The organism is Virgisporangium aliadipatigenens, assembly GCF_016863615.1.
Classification (GTDB): Bacteria; Actinomycetota; Actinomycetes; order Mycobacteriales; family Micromonosporaceae; genus Virgisporangium; species Virgisporangium aliadipatigenens.
Genome location: NZ_BOPF01000039.1, coordinates 1 through 16,036, shown reverse-complemented (window position 1 = coordinate 16,036; position 16,036 = coordinate 1). Strand labels below are relative to the sequence as shown.

General features: G+C 71.8%; 14 protein-coding genes. 7 read left to right on the top strand and 7 right to left on the bottom strand.

Annotated elements, in window-relative coordinates:
• The first annotated feature begins 19 nt into the window (after positions 1–19).
• Positions 20–685 (top strand): DedA family protein, encoded by a 666-nt coding sequence (locus tag Val02_RS38075; protein WP_203904241.1) that lies wholly within the window; start codon positions 20–22, stop codon positions 683–685.
• A 13-nt stretch (positions 686–698) separates the two neighbouring features.
• Here Val02_RS38075 and Val02_RS38070 read toward each other — a convergent pair whose 3' ends face one another.
• Positions 699–3,149, bottom strand: coding sequence for a polynucleotide kinase-phosphatase (locus Val02_RS38070; RefSeq protein ID WP_203904177.1), 2,451 nt, complete (start codon positions 3,147–3,149; stop codon positions 699–701).
• Positions 3,146–4,426, bottom strand: a complete 1,281-nt coding sequence (locus Val02_RS38065) for a 3' terminal RNA ribose 2'-O-methyltransferase Hen1 (protein WP_203904176.1) — start codon at positions 4,424–4,426, stop codon at positions 3,146–3,148. Before Val02_RS38065 ends, Val02_RS38070 begins: the two co-directional genes overlap by 4 nt.
• A gap of 138 nt (positions 4,427–4,564) precedes the next feature.
• On the opposite strand from Val02_RS38065, the gene amrS reads away from it, so the two are divergent.
• The 4 genes from amrS to Val02_RS38045 all read left to right on the top strand — a co-directional run bounded on the left by amrS (position 4,565) and on the right by Val02_RS38045 (position 8,908).
• A complete protein-coding gene (gene amrS / locus Val02_RS38060; RefSeq protein ID WP_203904175.1) occupies positions 4,565–5,713 on the top strand; it encodes an AmmeMemoRadiSam system radical SAM enzyme in 1,149 nt (382 codons plus the stop codon).
• Positions 5,710–6,528 (top strand): AmmeMemoRadiSam system protein B, encoded by an 819-nt coding sequence (gene amrB, locus Val02_RS38055; protein ID WP_203904174.1) that lies wholly within the window; start codon positions 5,710–5,712, stop codon positions 6,526–6,528. Before amrS ends, amrB begins: the two co-directional genes overlap by 4 nt.
• Before the next feature lie 18 nt (positions 6,529–6,546).
• Positions 6,547–7,917, top strand: a complete 1,371-nt coding sequence (locus tag Val02_RS38050) for an FAD-dependent oxidoreductase (RefSeq protein ID WP_203904173.1) — start codon at positions 6,547–6,549, stop codon at positions 7,915–7,917.
• Between the two features lie 64 nt (positions 7,918–7,981).
• Positions 7,982–8,908: a hypothetical protein gene (locus Val02_RS38045; protein WP_203904172.1), complete on the top strand. Its 927-nt coding sequence runs from the start codon at positions 7,982–7,984 to the stop codon at positions 8,906–8,908.
• Positions 8,909–8,974: 66 nt separating this feature from the next.
• On the opposite strand, the gene Val02_RS38040 is transcribed toward Val02_RS38045, so the two are convergent.
• Positions 8,975–9,181 (bottom strand): Rv3202a family protein, encoded by a 207-nt coding sequence (locus Val02_RS38040; RefSeq protein ID WP_203904171.1) that lies wholly within the window; start codon positions 9,179–9,181, stop codon positions 8,975–8,977.
• 105 nt (positions 9,182–9,286) lie between these two features.
• On the opposite strand from Val02_RS38040, the gene fbaA reads away from it, so the two are divergent.
• The gene (gene fbaA, locus Val02_RS38035; RefSeq protein ID WP_203904170.1) at positions 9,287–10,312 is read left to right on the top strand and encodes a class II fructose-bisphosphate aldolase; all 1,026 of its coding nucleotides are present in this window, start codon (positions 9,287–9,289) and stop codon (positions 10,310–10,312) included.
• Between the two features lie 22 nt (positions 10,313–10,334).
• Here the strand turns inward: fbaA and Val02_RS38030 are convergent, their stop codons facing one another.
• The 3 genes from Val02_RS38030 to Val02_RS38020 are packed head-to-tail and all read right to left on the bottom strand — an operon-like array spanning position 10,335 to position 12,188.
• Positions 10,335–11,540 (bottom strand): LOG family protein, encoded by a 1,206-nt coding sequence (locus Val02_RS38030; RefSeq protein ID WP_203904169.1) that lies wholly within the window; start codon positions 11,538–11,540, stop codon positions 10,335–10,337.
• The gene (locus Val02_RS38025; RefSeq protein ID WP_203904168.1) at positions 11,515–11,946 is read right to left on the bottom strand and encodes an SRPBCC family protein; all 432 of its coding nucleotides are present in this window, start codon (positions 11,944–11,946) and stop codon (positions 11,515–11,517) included. The genes Val02_RS38030 and Val02_RS38025 overlap by 26 nt, the downstream gene beginning before the upstream one ends.
• Positions 11,943–12,188 (bottom strand): hypothetical protein, encoded by a 246-nt coding sequence (locus Val02_RS38020; RefSeq protein WP_203904167.1) that lies wholly within the window; start codon positions 12,186–12,188, stop codon positions 11,943–11,945. The genes Val02_RS38025 and Val02_RS38020 overlap by 4 nt, the downstream gene beginning before the upstream one ends.
• Before the next feature lie 182 nt (positions 12,189–12,370).
• Here Val02_RS38020 and Val02_RS38015 point away from each other — a divergent pair, with 182 nt between their 5' ends.
• Complete coding sequence (locus Val02_RS38015) at positions 12,371–12,790, top strand: DUF3151 domain-containing protein (RefSeq protein ID WP_203904166.1); 420 nt, start codon at positions 12,371–12,373, stop codon at positions 12,788–12,790.
• A gap of 105 nt (positions 12,791–12,895) precedes the next feature.
• On the opposite strand, the gene Val02_RS47825 is transcribed toward Val02_RS38015, so the two are convergent.
• The gene (locus tag Val02_RS47825; protein ID WP_444546008.1) at positions 12,896–14,545 is read right to left on the bottom strand and encodes a MinD/ParA family ATP-binding protein; all 1,650 of its coding nucleotides are present in this window, start codon (positions 14,543–14,545) and stop codon (positions 12,896–12,898) included.
• Positions 14,546–16,036 lie beyond the last annotated feature (1,491 nt).

Here is a 16,036-nt window from a genome sequence, read left to right as displayed (position 1 = left end):
CCGGGCCTTGTCCGAGGTCATGGCCTTCAACCCACTGGACCCCAAGGGCTACATCAAAGCCGGCGGGATTTTCGGTGTGTGGGCCATCCTTTTTGCCGAAACCGGACTCCTGGTCGGATTCTTCCTGCCGGGCGACTCCCTGCTCTTCCTCGCCGGCGTCGCCGCCTCCACCGTGGCGGTCGACCTCGTCGGCGTGAAGCTCAGCCTGACGTTGCTGCTCATCGGGGCGCCGATCTGCGCCATCCTCGGTGCGCAGCTCGGCCACTACCTGGGCGCCCGCTACGGCCGGAAGCTGTTCGCCCGGCCCAACTCGCGGCTGTTCAAGCAGGAGTACGTCGACAAGGCCGAGTACTACTTCACCAAGTACGGCCCGGCCAAGGCCGTGGTGCTGGCCCGCTTCATCCCGATCGTGCGCACGTTCCTCAACCCGGTCGCCGGGGTGCTGCACATGCCGGCCCGCCAGTTCTTCATGTGGAACGTCATCGGCGGCCTCCTGTGGACCGACGGCATCATCCTCGCCGGCTACCTGCTCGCGAAGGAGATCCGGGACCTGATTCCGCCGGAGGACATCGACAAGTACATCCTCCCGGTGGTGGCGCTGATCGTCCTCATCTCGGTGCTTCCGGTATTCATCGAGATTTTCCGGGAACGCCGTTCGAAGAAGCGCGCCACCACCGGCGCGTAAAGCCTGCGAATATTCACAGCCTCGGGTCCACCGGCTCGCTCTCGCACGCAAGAATCGCAAAGACGAGTTCGTGGGTGCGCCATAGCGGCTCCCCGGCGACAAACCGATCGAGTGCCGCGGCACCCAACTGATACTCGGCCCGTGCCAGGTGCCATTTCCGACCCAGCCCCCGCCGGCGCAGTTTCGACAGCTGCGCCGGCAGGGTGTAGTCCGGCCCGTAGATTAGCCGCAGGTACTCCCGGCCCCGGCACTTGAGCCCGGGCTGGACGCGGCCGGCCGGGTCGGCCCCGGCGAGCGGCTTCACGACCATCCCCTCCCCGCCGTTGGCCGTCAGCGCCAGCCACCAGTCGGTGACCGCGTCGACGTCGGCCACGTTCGCGACGATGCGGCGGGTCGGGGCGAACAGCTCCGGGTCGGCCGCCACCAGCCGGTCCACGTGCTCCAGGTGCCAGTCGTTGGGTCGGGTGACACCGTTCAGGCCGGCGGCGGCCAGCACCGCGAACGGCGCCACGCGCAGCCCTTCCAGCCCGTCGACCGGCCAGCAGTACTGCCGGTACGCCCGCCGGAACGACTCCATGTGCCCGGCCCGGGTGGCGATCCGATCGCGCAGCGCGGCGACGTCGAGCCCACGCCCCGCCGCCGCGTCGAGCACGGCCAGGGCGCGGGGCAGCGCCGCGCCGGCCGCGGCCCCCACCGAGGCGTACCGGTCGCGGATGAGCCCGAGCGCCTTGGCCGACCACGGCATGATCTCCGCGTCGAACATGACCCACCCGGTGCCCAGCGACTCCCAGAGCCCGGCCTTGTCCACGGCCGCCCGCACGCGGTCGAGCATCGGGCCCGCGTCCGCGAAGAACGGCCGCCCCGTGCGGGTCCACACCGCTCCCGGCCCGGCGATCCCGAACGCCGCCTCGGCCGCCTCCGGTGTGCGCGCCACGAGGATGACGGCCCGGGAGCCCATGTGCTTCTCCTGGCACACCACCTCGGTCACGCCCACCTTGGCGTAGTCGGCGAGCGCCTGCGCCGGATGTTCGAGGTAGCCCTCGACGGTGGAGGTCGACGAGGGAGCCATCGTCGGCGGGAGCCACCGCAGCCAGCGCGGGTCGAGCGCGAACCGGCTCATCACCTCCAGGGCCGCCGCGGCACTTTCCGCGCTGACGGTTGTCCGGCCGTAGCCGGTGTCGATCGAACGCCGCCCGGTGACGTCCGTCAGGAGAAGACCCTCCCCGCGCGGTGTCTCGAGCGGCCTGGCCGGCGCGTAGTACTCGCGCGCGGCGGGCACGGAGACGAGTTGGCGTTCGGGGTAGCGCAGTGCCGTCATCGCGCCGCCGAACACGCACCCGGTGTCGAGGCAGATGGTGTTGTTGACCCACTCGGCGCGCGGCACCGGGGTGTGCCCGTACACGACCATGGCCCGCCCGCGGTACTCGTTCGCCCACGGGTAGCGCACGGGCAGCCCGTACTCGTCGGTCTCACCCGTGGTCTCCCCGTACAGGCAGAACGCCCGCACCCGGCCCGACGCCCGCCCCTGGAAAGCCTCCTTGCAGCCGGCGTGCGCGACGACGAGGTTGCCGCCGTCGAGCACGTAGTGGCTGACGAGGCCGTCCAGAAAGCCCTCCAGACCCTCGACCGGGCTGGCTTCGAGCTGTTCCAGGGTTTCGGCGAGGCCGTGGGAGACGCGCACGTTGCGCCCGCGCAGCTTGCGCAGCAGCTTCGCCTCGTGGTTGCCGGAGACGCACAGCGCCGTGCCGGCCGCCACCATCTCCATGACGAGCCGCAGCACCGCGGGCGCGTTCGGCCCACGGTCGACGAGGTCACCGACGAAGACGGCCGTGCGCCCCTCCGGGTGGGTGGTGCCCTCCCAGCCGAGCTTCCCCATCAGCGCCACGAGTTCGTCGTAGCAGCCGTGCACGTCGCCGAAGATGTCGAACGGCCCGGTCAGTTCCTTCCGGTCGTTGTAGAGCTTCTGGTAGGAAACCTCCACAGTGGACGGATCGGCGACGACGAAGACCTTCCGGAAACCCTCCTGGGCGAGGCGCTTCACCGACTTGCGCAGCGCGCGGTGCTGGCGCACCAGCACACCCTTGCCGAAGTCCCGGTCGGTACGCGCCTCCGTGCGTTCCCAACAGGTGTCGAGGTCGGTGTCGAGCACGATCGCCACGGGGAGCACGTCGTGCTCACGCGCCACCTTCACCAGGGAGGCGCGGGCGTGCTCCTGGACGTTCGTGGCGTCGACGACGGTGAGCCGGCCGGCCTTGAGCCGCTTGCCGGCCACGTAGTGCAGCGCGTCGAACGCCTCCGCCGTCGCGGACTGGTCGTTCTCGTCGTCGGCGAGCATGGCCCGGAACGCGTCGGACGAAAGCACCTGGGTCGGCTTGAAGTGCGTTCGCGCGAAGGTGCTCTTACCGGAGCCGGAGATGCCGACGAGCGCGACGAGCGACAGCTCCGGCAGCACCACACTGGTCATGACTTCTCCTTCCGGGTGAAAACGGCCAGCTGGGTCGGGGCGCCGAGCAGCTCGTCGGCGTCCCCGACGCCCTCGAAGGCGACGGAGTAGCCGGCGATGCCCTCCGCCCAGGCCCGGAACTCCGCACGCGTCCACTCGAAGCGATGGTCGCCGTGACGCATGCCGGTCAGCCCCTCGTAGCGGACGTTGAACTCCCGGTTCGGGGTGGTGACGATGACGGTTTCCGGCTGTGCGTGGCCGAAGACCGCGTCGACGAGCGCGGGCAGGCGCGGCTCGTCGAGGTGTTCCACGACCTCCATCAGGACCGCGGCGTCGTATCCACGCAGTCGGTCGTCCCGATAGACGAGGCTTCCCTGGAACATGCGCAGGCGCGCACGCTGCCGCTCCGGCAGCCGTTCCAGCCGAAGCCGCTTGGCGGCGGTCTCCAGCGCGCCCGGTGACACGTCGACTCCCACGATCTCGGTGTACCTGCGGTCGGCGAGCAGCTCGGCCAGGAGCGCACCCTGCCCGCAGCCCAGGTCGAGGACCCGGGTGGCCCCGGCCCGCTCCAGCGCCGCCCGAACGGCCGCCCGCCGCACGGCCGCCAGCGGCCTCGGGCGCTCGGGCCGCTGCTCGTCGGGCTCCTCGGGCTCGATCACCTGGTTGACCAGCGCCCGCTGGTGGGCCAGGTAGCGGCGGGCGATGAGCCGCTTCTCGGGGTGGGTGGCGAGCCAGCCCGTGCCGGCCCGCAGCAGCTTGTCCACCTCGTCCGGCGCCACCCAGTAGTGCTTCTCGTCGTCCAGCACGGGCAGCAGCACATACACCTGGTTGAGCGCCTCGGAGAGCCGGAACGTCCCGCTCAGCGTGAGGTCGACGTAGCGGCTGTCACCCCACGGCTCCTCGAGCCGGATCGGGCTCGCCGTCACGGTCCAACCCAGGGGCCCGAAGAACTTCGCCACGTCGCCCGGAACGGCCGGGATGGAGATCTCCAGCGGGATGGCCGTCCCGGCCAGCTCCGGCCGGTCCTTGGAGAACCCCCGCAGCGCACTGCGGAAGACCTGGTTGAGCGCGGCCGCGAGCAGGCTCGACGCGGCGAACGCCCGGTCGTTGACGAACTCCCGCCCCGGCTCCACGTCCAGCACCAGTGCCGCGGTGCACCGCTCCTGCGTGGCCTCGGGAAAGAAGACCGTCGCGTCGCCGGACGACGTGCGGAACGTGTGAACCCGGTCAGGATGCTTCACCAGCAGATACCCGAGATCGGTAGCCGGCCGGTGCGTGGTCGAGACGGTGAGGATCACGGATCCGACGATCCCAGGCGCGAGCCGACCCTGTCGCCCGGTTTTGCCGGGGGCTGTGTACGTCCCTGTGGATAACGCTGTGGAGGCCTGTGGATAACCAGTCCCGCGGGTAGCGTGTGCCCTGGGAGGTGACCCGGCATGTCCGAAGATCCCGACCGGCTGAGTCTGGCCGATCCGTACACCGTTCCGACGGCTCACTGGCACGGGTTGGACGACGGGCGGATCCAGTGCGACGTCTGTCCGCGCAACTGTCGGCTGCGTGAGGGGCAGCGCGGGTTGTGCTTCGTGCGGGGGCGGGTCGACGACCAGATCGTTCTCGCCAGCTACGGGCGCTCGTCGGGGTTCTGCGTGGACCCGATCGAGAAGAAGCCGCTGAATCACTTCCTGCCGGGTAGCGCCGTGTTGTCGTTCGGGACGGCGGGGTGCAATCTGGCGTGCCGGTTCTGCCAGAACTGGGACATCTCGAAGAGCAGAGAAACCAACACCCTGGCGGCCTCGGCGAGTCCTGACGGGTTGGCGCGGGCGGCGGAGAAGTTCGGGTGCCGCAGCGTCGCGTTCACGTACAACGACCCGGTGATCTTCATGGAGTACGCGATGGACGTCGCGGACGCCTGTCGCGAGCGGGGCATCCGGGCGGTGGCCGTCAGCGCCGGCTACATGAACGCCGCGCCGCGCGCCGAGTTCTACGGTCACATGGACGCCGCCAACATCGACCTCAAGGCGTTCAGCGAGAACTTCTACGAGAAGGTGACGTTCGCGAGGCTGCCGGCGGTGCTGGAGACGCTGGAATACCTGAAGACCACCGACGTGTGGTTGGAGGTGACGACGCTGCTCATCCCCGGGCACAACGACTCCGACGCCGAGATCGCGGCCGAGTGCGCGTGGTTCGCGGAGCACCTGGGGCCCGATGTGCCGCTGCACTTCTCGGCGTTCCATCCTGACTTCAAGATGCGCGACGTGCCTCGCACTCCGCCGGAAACCCTCCGAAAGGCCAGGCGGATCGCGCGGGAGCACGGACTCCGGTACGTCTACACCGGCAACGTGCACGACCCTGACGGCCAGACCACCGTGTGCCCGGAGTGTGATACGCCTGTCATTGTGCGTGACTGGTACGAGATAAACGACTACAGGCTGAACGACAACGGCGGGTGTGCCTGCGGTGCTGTCATCCCCGGGAGGTTCGACGGGCCGGAGGGCGGCTGGGGGTCGCGGCGGATGCCGTTGCGCCTCGCCGATCCGGCGAAACCCGGTGCGGGCAAACACGATCGACGCGCCCTGGCGCTATGAGACGCGAGGAGGCGGCGCGGTCACCCGTCCGGCACCCGGCCGTCGCGGGGATGTTCTACCCGGCCGATCCGGAGACGTTGGCGTCCACAATAGACAGTTACCTGGCGGGTGTGGACGTTCCGGAGGGGGACCGGCTCGCGGCGGCGTATGTGGTGCCGCACGCGGGATACCGCTTCAGCGGCCGGGTCGCCGCACACGTGTACGCGCGGCTCAGGAAGCACGCCGCACGCATCCGAAGGGTGGTGCTGCTCGGGCCGGCACACAAAGTTCCACTGAAGGGGTGTGCGGTACCGAGTGCGGAACGGTGGCTGACCCCGCTCGGTGAGGTCGACGTGGATCCGGTCACCCGCGGTCTGGCGCACGACGGGCACGCCCGCGTCGACGACGCCCCGCACGCCCCGGAACATTCCCTCGAGGTGCAGGTGCCCTTCGTGCAGCGGGCTCTGCCGGGGCGGGCCGTGGTGCCGGTGTGCGTCGGAGTGTCCACATCGGACGATGTCGTCGTGACGATCGCGGCCCTCGCCGGCGAACCCGACACCGTCGTGCTGTGCAGCACCGACCTCTCCCACTACCTGCCCGACGACCAGGCCCGGCGGCAGGACGAACGGACCGCCGGCGCGATCGAGGCGCTCGCGGCCGACCGGATCGGGGTGCGGGACGCCTGCGGGGTCTTCGCGCTGCGCGGCACTGTCGCCTGGGCCGCGCACACTGGACTGCGGGTCACCCGGCTGGCGCTGGCGACCTCGGCCGACGTGCCCGCCGGGGACCCGTCGCGGGTGGTCGGATATCCGGCGTTCTCCTTCCACCGCACCTGATCCGGGCACACTGGACCGATGGTCGAACGTCTCGTGGTCATCGGCGCCGACGCCGCCGGAATGTCCGCCGCCTCGCAGGCCCGTCGCCGGCGCAAGGTCGACGAGTTGGAGATCGTCGCGTTCGAACGCGGGCACTTCACCTCCTACTCCGCCTGCGGCATCCCGTACTGGGTCGGCGACGTCGTCGACGGGCCGGACGCGCTGGTGGCGCGCGACCCGAAGACGTTCCGCGAGGACTACGCCATCGACGTGCGCATGCGTCACGAGGTCGTCGGGATCGACCTGGCCAGGCGCGAGGTGACCGCCCGCGACCTGGACAACGGCGGCCGCGAGAGCACGGTCGGCTTCGACCGGCTCGTGTACGCGGCGGGCGCCGTGCCGGTGAAACCGGACTGGCCGGGCGTCGACACGGCGGGGGTCTTCGGCGTGCAGACCCTGGACGACGGCGCGGCGGTGCGCGAGTGGGTCGACCGGGAGAAGCCCGCCCGCGCGGTGGTCGTCGGCGCGGGGTACATCGGCGTCGAGATGGCGGAGGCGTTGGTGCGCCGCGGCGTCGAGGTGACCGTTGTCGAACGCGCCGGCCAGCCGATGTCCACAGTGGACCCCGACATGGGTGAACTGGTGCGCCAGGCCATGGACGGCCTCGGCATCACCATCCGCACCGACGAGAACGTCCGCGCACTGTCCACAAAGGACGGACGCGTCGTCGCCGTCGAGACGGACAGGGCGACCCACCCGGCCGACATCGTGGTGCTGGGACTCGGTGTCCGGCCCAACACCGCCCTCGCGAAGGAGGCCGGGCTGACGCTCGGGGTCACCGGCGGGCTGCGGACCGACCGGCGCATGCGCGTCGTGGACGCCGACGGCGTGTGGGCCGCCGGCGACTGCGTGGAGACCGTGCACCTGCTCACCGGACAGGCCGTGCACATCCCGCTCGGCACGCACGCCAACAAGCAGGGCCGCGTCGCCGGCATCAACATCGGCGGCGGCTACGCGACGTTCCCCGGGGTGATCGGGACCGCGGTCACCAAGGTGTGCAAGCTCGAGGTCGCCCGCACCGGGCTGCGCGAGAGCGACGCCGAACGCGCCGGGTTCTCCTACGTCACCGCCACCGTCGAGTCGACCAACCGGGCCGGGTACTACCCGCGGGCGGAGTTCATGACGGTCAAGCTCATCGCCGAACGCGGCAGCGGCCGGCTCCTCGGCGGCCAGATCGTGGGCCGGGCCGAAGCGGCCAAACGCATCGACGCGTTGGCCGTCGCGCTGTGGAACGGCATGACCGTCGACGAGATGCTCAGCCTCGACCTCGGCTACGCGCCGCCCTACGCGCCGGTGTGGGACCCGATCCTCATCGCCGCCCGCAAGACCGCCGAGAAGCTCGAAAGGTAGACCTGCCGGTCCCAGGGAAAGCCCGTCCTGCCAACGCCGTTCCGGCCTCGACAGGGTGGGACGCATGAGAAAAACGATTTTCGCCGTGGTGGTCGCGGCGGCCGTGCTCTTCGGCGGTCAGGCGAGCGCCCACTCCGTCGAACAGGTCACCGTTCCGGCCGCCGGGCTCCACCCGGAAGGGGTGGCCTGGGATCCCACCCGCAACGCTCTTCTCGTCAGTTCCGCCACCGAGGGGAGCGTGTCCGTGGTGACCCCGCGCGGCGTGCGCCCGCTCGCCGGTGACCCGCGGATGATCAGCACGTTCGGGATCACGGTGGACGCCCGGCGGGGGCGCCTCCTCGTGACCTACGGCGACCTGGGTGTGAGTCCGCGTTCCACGCCGGAGACCGTCAAGAAGGTCGGCGGGTTGGGCATCTTCGACCTGCGCACCGGACGGGTGCTGCACATGGTGCGGTTCGGCCTCGCGCCCAACGACGTCACGCTCGACCCGGCCGGCAACGCGTATGTCTCCGACACGGTCTCCGACACCGTGTGGAAGGTCGACGTGGGCGGTCACGCGACGCCGTTCGCGACGGATGCGCGGTTCGCCGCGGAGGGCTTCGGGCTCAACGGGATCGTCTGGCACCCGGAGGGTTACCTGCTCGGGGTCAACTACACCACCGGGGCCCTGCTGAAGATCACAACGAATCGTGCGGTCAGCGCGGTCACGCTGGACAGGCCGCTGGTGGGCGGTGACGGGCTGGCCGTGCGCCGGGACGGCACGCTGATCGCGGTCACCAACTCGCTCGGCGCCCCGGGCACCGACGCCGTCCGCACGATCGTCGGGACGCGCGGGTTCCGCTCCGGGCGTTCGACCGGACTGGTGGAGTGGCCGGTGAGCGCGCCGACCACGGTCGCGGTGACCCCGCGCGGCGCCTGGGTCCTCTCGGGACGGCTGGACGTCCTCCTCGCCGGAGGCTCCGCCCCCGACTTCGTCCTCCGTCGGTACTAGGGCCTGCCTCGCGGATCACGCCCGCCTGAGCCTCGCCTCGGCTCGACGTGACCCACGAGGCAGGCCCTAGCGGTCGTAGTCGTCGTCGAGGTCGACCACCTGGCTCTGCTCCAGGACGTCGGCCTCGTCGGCGTCGAACCGCACCCGCGGCACCGGACGCTCCGTCGCGGGATTCGCCGGAACATCCTGCTCATAGGCATCCGCGACAGGCACATCGAACGCCCGCCCGGACGGGACGTCCAGCTCATGCAGGTCTTCGCCGGGTTGGGTCATGACTTATACGGTACGACCTGAATCTCAGCCCCGCCCGGAACCAGGGCGCACGGAGCAGGGATACTGCGGGCAGAAGTTGAACCTCCACACGTAGGAGTGCGCACCATGCCCATCGCCACGCCCGAGGTCTACGCCGAGATGCTGGACCGCGCCAAAGACGGCGCGTTCGCGTACCCGGCCATCAACGTCACCTCGTCGCAGACCCTGAACGCGGCATTGCGCGGCTTCGCCGACGCGGAGAGCGACGGCATCATCCAGGTCTCCACCGGCGGCGCCGAATACCTCTCCGGCCCCACGGTCAAGGACATGATCACCGGCTCGGTGGCGTTCGCGGCCTTCGCGGCCGAGGTCGCCAAGAAGTACTCGATCAACGTCGCGCTGCACACCGACCACTGCCCCAAGAACAAGCTCGACGGGTTCGTGCGGCCGCTGCTGGCCATCTCGCAGGAGCGGGTCTCGCGCGGGGAGCAGCCGCTGTTCCAGTCGCACATGTGGGACGGGTCGGCCGTGCCGCTGGAGGAGAACCTCCAGATCGCCGAGGAACTGCTCGCCCTGTCGGCCGCCGCCAAGGTCGTCCTCGAGATCGAGGTCGGCGTCGTGGGCGGTGAGGAGGACGGCATCGTCGGCGCGATCGACGAGAAGCTGTACACCACCCCCGGCGACGCCATCGCGATGGTCGACGCGCTCGGCCTCGGCGAGAAGGGCCGCTACATGGCGGCGCTGACGTTCGGCAACGTGCACGGCGTCTACAAGCCGGGCAACGTCAAGCTGCGCCCGGAGATCCTGCGCGAGGCGCAGAAGGCCGTCGGCGAGAAGTTCGGCAAGGAGAAGCCGCTCGCGCTGGTGTTCCACGGCGGCTCCGGCTCGCTGCTGGAGGAGATCCGCTCCGCGCTGGACTTCGGCGTCGTCAAGATGAACGTCGACACCGACACGCAGTACGCGTTCACCCGCCCCGTCGTGGAGCACATGTTCAAGAACTACGACGGTGTGCTGAAGATCGACGGCGAGGTCGGCAACAAGAAGGCGTACGACCCGCGCGCCTGGGGCAAGTCGGCCGAGGCCGGTCTCGCCGAGCGCGTCGTCAAGGCCTGCGAGGACCTGCGCTCGACGGGCACCACGCTCGCCAAGTAGCTCTTACCGGAGGGTCGGCACATCACGGCGTGAGGTGCTGGCCCTCCTTTGCGTCCGCGTCCGGGGCGTGCGACAGGATCATGTCGACCGCCTCGGCCGGATCGTCGGTGACCATGATCAGGCCGCTCAGGTCCCCGTGCGGCGACTGCGCCAGCAACGGCCGCAGCAGCGACTCCACGGGCAGCTCCGCCGTCCAGAAGCGGCGCCCCAGGAAGACGAACGGCCCGCTCTCGCCGTCCGTGGCGTAGAACGACTTCGTCGCCGCCTGGAAGATCTCCTGCACGGTGCCGGCCCGCCCCGTGGCGAACACGATGCCGCCGCGCACCAGGCGCAGGATGGTGTCCTCGCGGATGGCGTTCGAGAAGTACTTGGCGATCCTGGCCGCGAACAGGTTGGCCGGCTCGTGCCCGTACAGCCACGTCGGCACCGAGAGCCCGCCGTGCCTCGACCAGGCCAGCACGTCGTCGTCGGGAACGTCCGCCGCGAAGCGGTCCCGCACCCGCAGCGCCGCCGCGGTGAACGGGTCGTGGTCGTGGAAGTCCGGCGCCTTCTCCAGGTCGCCCATGGCGTCGTCCAGGGCCGACGGATCGAACGTCGAGAGATACGACCCCAGATTCACCGCCTCCATCACGCCCGGCCCGCCGCCCGTCACCACCAGCGCACCGGCGCGGGCCAGGCCGTGGCCGATCGCCGCGGCGGCCCGGTATCCGGCCGAACCGCGCGGCTCGGCGTGCCCGCCCATCACACCCACGACCGGCCCGCCCCGGTGCTCGGCCCAGCCGTCGAGGATGTCCGTCAGCGCGTCGTCGATGCCGTGGTCGTGCATCCGCTGCCCGAGCGCCTCCCGGATGGCCGGCAGCGCCCCGCCGTGCGCCCGGAAGTGTTCGTAGACGACGGTGTCGTACATGCCGGCGAAGCCGTGCGTCTCGAAGCCCGCGGACAGTTCCTGGGCCGTGTACAGGCGCGACGGCTGCATCGGGTACGGCAGGTGCGGGAACTCCGGCACCACGACCGCCCCGCGCCGCACCAGCGCCGTGTACGTGTCCGTCGAGTCGAACCGGCACCCGACGAAGAGCGTGCCGGTCACGTCCACCGCGTCGAGCGCCGGCGGATCCAGGTCGAGCCGCAGGCCCTGCACGGTCAGCCCGGCGAGGGTGCCCTTCGCCAGGTGCAGCGCCAGCTCCTCCCGGGACTCGATCTCGTCAGGGCTGTGGTCGTGATAGTGCATCGGTGATCGCCTCCTGCCAGGAGCGAAGGTACCCGGCGTAGTCACCCGCGATCGCCGTCCAGTCGGCCCAGCCCTCGTCGCCGAGTGCGGTGATCGCGTAGGTGACCTCGACGGTGCAGCCGCCGGTGGTGGGTGCGAGCGCCACGGAGACCGTGCCGGCGCTGTGGCCGGGGCGGACGCGGGCGTAGGAGATGTGTTCGCCGGCGAGCCGGTCGAGCACGATCCAGGTGGTGTCGTGCGCCGTCACGAACACGGTCCCGGGCGCGGTGTCGTCGTCGGTGGGCGTGGGGAAGCGCGGCTTCCATCCGGGCACCCAGGACTCCTCGCCGCGGGCAGTGAAGAGCGGGAAGGCGCGCTCCGGTGAGAGCGGCAGCGGGAAGCCGTCGCGGAGAACGAACGTACTCATGGGCGTTCCCTCAGATGGTGGGCGTCGGCGGCGGTCAGGGTGAGGCCGTAGACGGCCCTGAGCTGGTCGATCTTGGCTCTGGTCTCCGGGGTGAACGCCGTCTTTCCCTCGAACGCGTGCAGCACGATCCCCTCGACCAGGTCCCCGAGGGAGAGATCGAGGTACTCGGCGAGCCCCTTGAGGACCTTGAGCGTGTGGCGCTCGATGCGCAGTCCGGTCTGAACCCTCTCAACTGTTACCACGGTACCAAGGTAACACCGTTGGGACGAGGACGGCGGCCCGCCACCGAGATGACGAGCCGCCGCATTACCGGGTCCTGGGGAGGCTCCGGACCTCTTTTGTAGTCCTCGGACACACTCCGGCGCACCATCCGCACGCTGGACCGACGCTCAACCGTTCAGCCGACAACCGCTAAATTTGTCGGATGCAGAACCTCCTGCCCGAAGCTCCCCCGACCCTGCTGCCCGCCGACGACGAGGCAGCCGCCGCGCTGACCGCCGCCGGCACCTCCGACACGGAGATCAAGCGGGTCGCGGCGCGGTTCCCGACCTACAGCGCCGCCTGGGCCGCCCTCGCCGAGGCCGCGCTCACCGCCGACGAACCCGTCACGGCCTACGCGTACGCCCGCACCGGCTACCACCGCGGCCTCGACCAGCTGCGCCGCAACGGCTGGCGCGGCCACGGCCCCGTCCCGTGGGCGCACGGCCCCAACCAGGGCTTCCTGCGCTGCCTCAACGCCCTCGCCAGGGCCGCCGACGCCATCGGCGAGACCGAGGAAGCCGAACGCTGCTCGCAGTTTCTCGCGGACAGCGACCCGGAAGCCGTGAAGGCTCTGGCAAGCTAAGCAGGCCTGTGGTCCCGGGGGCGAGTCGATCCGCCCCCGGGCCCCTGTCACAGGCCTTCGGCCACCGCGGCCGCGCTATAGGCCTTCCGCCACTGCCGCGGCGCTCTACAGGCCTTCCGCCACTGCCGCGGCGATGCGCAGCCACGCCAGGCGCGTGGGTGCCGAGATCTGGCCATACCGGATCGGTTCGCCCGAGTCGATCAGCCGCTCGTACGGCGCCAGCATCACCGTGCGCGTCCGCGCCGCGAAGTGCCGCGTGATCGACGGGATGTCCAGGTCCCGCCGCGACGGCGGCATCGACACCACCGTCACCGCCTGGCGCACCAGCCGGTGGCGGCCGTTCTGCTCCAGGTGGTCCAGCATCCGTGCGGCCGTCTCGGCCGAGTCGTTACGCGCCGACATCGTCACCACGAGCTGATCCGTCGCGTCGATGGCCGCTTGCCAGTTCTCCGCGCGGACGTTGTTACCCGTGTCGACGAAGATGAGCTTGTAGAAGCGGCTCACCACCTCACGCAGATCGCCGAACGCCGCCGACGTCAGCATCTCGCCAGCCGTCGCCGACTCGTCCGACGCCAACACGTCGAACATGCCCTCGCCCTGCGAACGCACGTACTGCGACAGGTCGCCGACCCGGCCCGTCGGGCCCTGGAAGTGGTTCAGGTCGCGCAGCATGTCGCGCACCGTGCGGGAGTGGAAGTCCTGCTGCGCCCGCATGCCCAGGGTGCCCTGGGTCTCGTTGTTGTCCCAGGCCAGCACGTAACCGCCGCGCCGCTGCCCGAACGTCATCGACATCAGCAGCACCGCCACCGTCTTACCGGCGCCGCCCTTCGGGTTGACCACGGTCACCTGGCGCAGGCCGCCGAAGTTGCGCCGCACCGTCTCGACCAGGTGCCGCTGCTCCTGTTCCCGCCGCCCCGGCGCGAGGCTGACCAGCCCCATCGTCGACTTCCGGACGATGCCGCGGACCCCCATCGACGCCACCGGGCTCGTCGGGCGTACCGCCCGACGTCGCGCAAACTCCTCCGCCGTCGGTACATACCCGTCGTTCTCACCCTGATTTTGGGGGAACTGGCCACCGCCCGGCGATTCAGCACCAGGCCCACCCGTCGCGGGCTGCTGCGCTCCGGGTGACCCCGGAGCGCCCTGGCCACCCGGCGAATGCTGCGCGGGCGGGGTGGATTCCGGCCCGGCCCCGTAGGGCTGCTGCGGCCCGTACCCCGGGGGCGGTGCGGCGTAGCCCGGTGCGGGCGGCTGGTGTCCCTCCGGCGCGTTCGGCGGCGGGTAGCCCTGCATCGGCGCTCCTGACGGGTAGCCCGGCGGTGTCTGCGATTCCGAACGGCCCCCCGGCCCACCCGGATCGGCGGCCTGGTACCCCGGCGCCGGCCCCCCACTCGTCTGCGGCCCCGCACCCGTCGGGTAACCCACAACCGGCGGCTCGCCCGCCCGAGAACCCGGCCCACCAACGACCGGCGGCCCACCGAACGTCGACGGTCCCCCCGGCTCGTAGCCCGGGACAGGCGGCTCGCCCGCTCGCGAACCCGGCCCACCCACGATCGGCGGCTCGCCTCCCGGGTAGCCACGCGGCGGCGGCCCGGCCGGCGGATAGCCAGGCGGCATCGGCGCACCCGGCGCGGGTGCTCCGGAGGTGTGCCCGAGCGGCATCGGCGCGCTCGGCGACGCCCCCGGCGGGACGGCCGGCGCTTGCCCCGGCCCGTAGCCCTGCGGCGGCGACCCGTACGGCGGCACGCCCGGCACATGCGGCGTCGCGCCGGTCCCCGGCCCCGGCGAGCCCGGAACGTACGGCGGTGGGGCACCCGGCCCCTGTGGCGGTGCGCCGACCCCCGGCCCTTGTGCCGGCCCGTACGGCGGTGGGGCACCCGGCCCTTGCGGCGGTGCGCCGACCCCCGGCCCTTGTGCGGGCCCGTACGGCGGTGGCACGCCCAGCCCGTGCGGCGGTGCGCCGGCTCCGGTCCCCCGTGCACCCGGCGGCACCGTGCCGATGCCCGGCGGGACCTCCGATCCCGACCCCTGCGCGCCCGGCCCTTGCGGATCAGGTCCCTGCGGTGGTGCGCCGCCCGGCGCGTAGAGCGGCGCCACGCCGGGCCCAAGCGATCCCGGTCCCTGGGACGGCGCACCGTGTGGCGCGCCGGGCCCAGGCCCGTACGGCGGCATCATTGCGGCGCCGCCCGCCGGGACGTTCGATCCCGGCCCGGGTGCGCCCGGTCCCTGCGGTGCGCCGGTCCCCGACCCTTGCGCACCGGGTCCCTGAGGCGGCACGCCAGGCCCATAAGGCGGCGGCATCCCCGGCCCTTGCGACGGCCCACCGGCTCCGGGCGATGCACCAGGCCCATGCGCCCCACCGGGTCCGGGCGGCACGCCGGGTCCATGCGGTGCACCAGGTCCGGGAGGCCCACCGGGTCCGGGCGGTCCGTACCCCGCGGGTGGTCCGTACGGAGGCGGTGTCCCGTAGGGCGAAGACCCCACCGCCGGAGCCTGCCCGGACGGCCCGCCACCCACCGGCCCACCGGCTGGCGGCCCGGACGTTCCGACGGGGCGCCCCGCCACCGCACCGTGCCGTCCGGAGGGACGATCGGCGAGCGATGGATCGGCACCGTTCCCGGCGGCGTCGGAGCGGCTCTGCGGCACCGCCGGCGGCTGCGCCCACGGCGAACCGGACTGCTCCTCGCGCCCGGGCCGTCCCGGCGACACCGGGGCCGCGGCGTGCTCGCTCGGCTCCGGCTCGGGATCCGGCGCGGCATGCCGTGGCGTGGACCCGGTTTTGGCCAGCCGGACCGGCCCGGATGCGGACGATGCGCTCCCGGCAGCCGACCCACCGGCCGCGCCGGAGGGCGTCGCTCTGCCGGCCGCGCCGGAACGCGATGCTCCGGTCGACTCCGAGGCGCCGGGTCCTTCGGGGCGCGACGGCCCATCGGGCGCACTCCCCGGCACGGCGGCGCGTGCCGCTCGTGACGTCGCCCCGGCCGCGGGCAGCGGCGAACCGGCATCCGAGTCCCGGCCCCCGGACGGAGCGGGCGTGTCGGCCTGCGGGCCACCCGACGCGCGGCCGGCGGACGGAACGTCCCCAGCGGTGAACGAGCCATCGCGCGATGCCGGCTCACCGCCTCGCGGCGGGGCGGGCGGACCGTCCGGCGTCGGCCGCTCCTCAGTCGCGGCACCGCGCGGCCCGGACGCCCCACCGGAGGACGTCGGCTCACCCGCCCGCGCGGACGCCCCGGACGAGGCCGG